4 protein-coding genes are annotated in these 3,323 nt (G+C 74.4%); 3 read left to right on the top strand and 1 reads right to left on the bottom strand.

Annotated features, from left to right (window positions below; all coding sequences use genetic code 11):
• The first annotated feature begins 248 nt into the window (after positions 1–248).
• The 3 genes from ACFRQN_RS31910 to ACFRQN_RS31900 are packed head-to-tail and all read left to right on the top strand — an operon-like array spanning position 249 to position 2,088.
• Positions 249–1,022 carry a maleylpyruvate isomerase family mycothiol-dependent enzyme gene (locus ACFRQN_RS31910; RefSeq protein WP_074002226.1) on the top strand — a complete coding sequence of 258 codons (774 nt, stop codon included), beginning with the start codon at positions 249–251 and terminating at the stop codon, positions 1,020–1,022.
• Positions 1,023–1,064: 42 nt separating this feature from the next.
• Complete coding sequence (locus ACFRQN_RS31905; protein WP_380743808.1) at positions 1,065–1,730, top strand: SMI1/KNR4 family protein; 666 nt, start codon at positions 1,065–1,067, stop codon at positions 1,728–1,730.
• 43 nt (positions 1,731–1,773) lie between these two features.
• Positions 1,774–2,088 (top strand): hypothetical protein, encoded by a 315-nt coding sequence (locus ACFRQN_RS31900; RefSeq protein ID WP_380743806.1) that lies wholly within the window; start codon positions 1,774–1,776, stop codon positions 2,086–2,088.
• A gap of 78 nt (positions 2,089–2,166) precedes the next feature.
• Here ACFRQN_RS31900 and ACFRQN_RS31895 read toward each other — a convergent pair whose 3' ends face one another.
• The gene (locus ACFRQN_RS31895) at positions 2,167–2,940 is read right to left on the bottom strand and encodes an NDP-sugar synthase (protein WP_380743804.1); all 774 of its coding nucleotides are present in this window, start codon (positions 2,938–2,940) and stop codon (positions 2,167–2,169) included.
• Positions 2,941–3,323 lie beyond the last annotated feature (383 nt).

Raw genomic sequence — 3,323 nt, 5'->3', positions numbered from 1 at the left:
CTGCCCCCCGCGGCGGCCAACTCCAACGCCGGGCCGGGGGGCGGGCCCTCCGCGCGGGCCCTGGGGCCCGCTTTTTGGGGGGGCTCCCCCCCCCCCGCGCCCCCGGGGGGGGCGGGGGCCCGCGACCCACCGGCCGCTGTCGTCCGGTGTATCGGTGACGCCGGCGCCCCCGTGCTCCGGTCCACCGCGGGGACCAGCCCGACAAATTCGCTGTCCGGTGGCCGGAGTGCCGTGATACACAATCCGGCGTGCAGAACATAGTGGAGTTTCCCGAGGTCCTGAGGCTGATCGAGGACCGGTCGGCCGCTTTCCGCGCCGCGATCGCGGCCGCCCCCGACCTCGACGTCCAGGTCCCGACCTGCCCGGACTGGACGCTGCGTGAACTGGCGCAGCACCTCGGCGACGGCCGCCGCCGCCAGGCCGCCATCGTCGCGGCGGGCCCGGGCGCCGAGCCCCCGGCGAAGACGTCCCCGAAGGGCGCCCCGACCGCGCCCCGCGACCGCGAAGCCCTGGACGCCTGGCTCGCCGAGTCGACCGGGCTCATGCTCGACGCTCTGCGCGAGGCCGGCCCGGACCGCGGCTGCTGGACCTGGTGGGGCCGCTCGCAGGCCCCGGAGACCAGCGGAGCCCTGGCCCGGCACCAGATCCAGGAGATCGCCGTCCACACCTACGACGTCCAGCTCATCCTGGGCGCCGCACAGCCGCTGCCGGCGGACGTCGCGGTCGAGGGCGTCGACGAGTTCCTGACGACCGTCTCGGCGACGACCGTCCCCTGGCCGTTCAAGCCGGCGACCATCGACCTGCACGCGGCCGAGGGCCGCTCCTGGCGCCTGACCCTCGACGCCTCCGGCGTCCGCTGCGACGGCCTCGCCGCCGACGCGGAGCCGGGCGACATGGTGATGCGCGGGGCGGCGAGCGACCTGGTCCTCTACTTCTACGACCGCATCCCGCTCGACAGCCTGGACAACTCCGGCACCACCGAGCCGATGGAGCAGCTCGCGGAGTGGGACCCGACCGCGTAGAGGCGGCATCCGGTGGGCCGGCAATCGGCGAGAGGGCGGGCGATGGCCGAGGCGTGGGACCGACTGCGGGCGATCATGGGGGAGCCGGTGTACGCCCCGGCGCGGGTTCCGTGGGAGCTGGCGCCTGCCGAGCTGGGGGTCCAACTGCCCTCGGACTACCGGGCGTTCATCGACCTGTACGGCGGGGTGAACCTGAACGGCGAGTGGGGTGTGTACACGCCGACGGAGACGCCGGTCTACGCCGGCGAGCCGACCGGTCTGGCGGGATGGCGCTTCAGGGCCGACACCGATCTCCGCGATCAGCTCGAAGGCGAAGAGGTGTGGTGGGAGCTGCCGGGCCCCACCCCGGTGTTCCCGGACCCGGGCGGCCTGCTGCCCTGGGGCTGGAACAGCAACCACAACCAGTGCTGCTGGCTGACCACCGGTCCGGACCCCGAGCAGTGGCCGGTGGCGGTGTTCTACGAGGACCGGCTCGACCACTTCGACGGTGGTTTCGCGGAGTTCCTGGTCACCGTGCTGACCGGCGGCTACGCGGCGGAGGACGAGTTGCTGGTGCGCGCGGACCCTGCCGTGTGGGGGCCGCAGCCGGCCCGGCCCCTCTGGTCGCCGAAGGGGGACTGGGCGGGCAGGAACTGGGGCGCCGAGTGGGGGATCGACGGATTCCTCACGGCGCCCGGGTCGACGGAGATGCCCTGGGTCAGGACGTGAGGGCGCCGCACGCACGCGCACCGCGGACGGGAGGCGGTTCCCGGTGAAGCGCCCTTACTGGCAGCCGTACTGGTGGCGGCTGCGGTTCCGTGCGGACGGCGAGCCGGAGTTCGCGGTGCTGGGGCCCGAGCCGGTCAACCGGGTTCCGAACGACGCGCTGAGGAACGTGCCCCTGGAGGTGTGGGCGGACGCCCTGCTGGAGGAGGCGCCCGACGAGCTCGACGACCTGCGCGGCGACCTGCTCCTGGAGTGCTTCATGGAGCCCGCCCCCACGGAGGGCACCCCGCCGGTGTACTCGCGCCAGGTCCGGCTGCCGGGCCCCGCCCTGCCTCCGTACCCCGGGAGACGGCGTACCTGAGCCACCACCCCGGCACCGCTCCCCGGCCGTGGAGCGCTGCGTCGCTCGTGCTGAGGACGATCGTGGACCGGGGAGGTCTCAGGCCGGCGGGTGTCGGTCCCCGGTCGTACCGCTGAGGCCGGGTCCGTTCCCGGGTGGCGCGGTCGGTGCCACGCGCTCCCGTAGTTCTCGCAGGTCCGCCGGGGTGTTGACCGCGCACCAGTAGCCCTCGGCGCGGTACCCCGCCAGCTGCCGCAGCCGCACCAGGTGCGGCAGGGTCGTGGTCGCGTGGTCCCCCTGGTCCGGCAGCAGGGGGACGACCCCGGGCGCGAAGGCGTACACGCCGCCGTTGACCGTGCAGGCGGGCGGCGGCGGCGCGGCGAGTTCGGCGACCCGGCCCAGGGCGTCGCAGCGGACCGTGCCCCGGGGCAGCCGGGGCGGGACCAGGGCGACCGTGGCCAGCGCCCCGCACCGCAGGTGGTGGGCGGCCAGCGGGGTGAGCGGGAAGTCGGCCCAGATGTCGCCGTAGACGGCGAACCACGGGTCCCGCGGCGCCGGTAGCGCGTGGGCGGCGAGTTTCAGCCCGCCGCCCCGGCCCAGCGGGGTGGACTCCACGACCACGGTGGTGCGGACGGGCAGGGGCGCCGTGCGGACGTAGTCGGTGATCACCTGCGAGCGGTAGCCCGCCGAGACGACCACCGTCTCCACGCCCGCGTCGGCGAACCGGTCGAGCTGGTGGCGCAGCAGCGGTGCGCCGTCGACCTCGACCATGGCCTTGGGGCGCAGGTCCGTGTGCGGGGCGAGCCGTCGGCCGCGTCCGCCTGCCAGGATCACGGCTTGGCGGATCGGGAAGCACGTGTCCGGCGATGGCATTCCCGACCTCCCGGGAGCGACGGCACGGCTTCGGAGCCCCGGCCGCGCGGTGCGGACGGAGCGTACGAATGCGACGAGGGTGGCCCCGACGCGCCGCTGGAGAGGCAACCGATCCGATCGCCGTGAAGTCACGCCGATGAGCGGGTGATCGGTGCTCCCGTCCTGTGGAGTGATCAGTCGGGTCCGCAGATGTCCGAGTCGGACTCCGCCCACAGCCTCCTGTGTCGCGCCTCCGGGACAACCCTGACGGAAGATCAGGGGACGGCGGCTCCCCGCCCCTGATGCCCCGGGCTCGCACTCGGGTTCGGTGTACCAGTCCAGGGCCCGCTTGTCCGTGGTGACGTTGTCCCGTAGCCACTCGGCGATCGTCATGTGGTCTCCGT

This window comes from Kitasatospora sp. NPDC056800 (assembly GCF_042789775.1).
Classification (GTDB): domain Bacteria; phylum Actinomycetota; class Actinomycetes; order Streptomycetales; family Streptomycetaceae; genus Kitasatospora.
The sequence above is the reverse complement of the archived record's forward strand: the minus strand, read 5'-3'. Positions and strand labels throughout refer to the sequence as shown.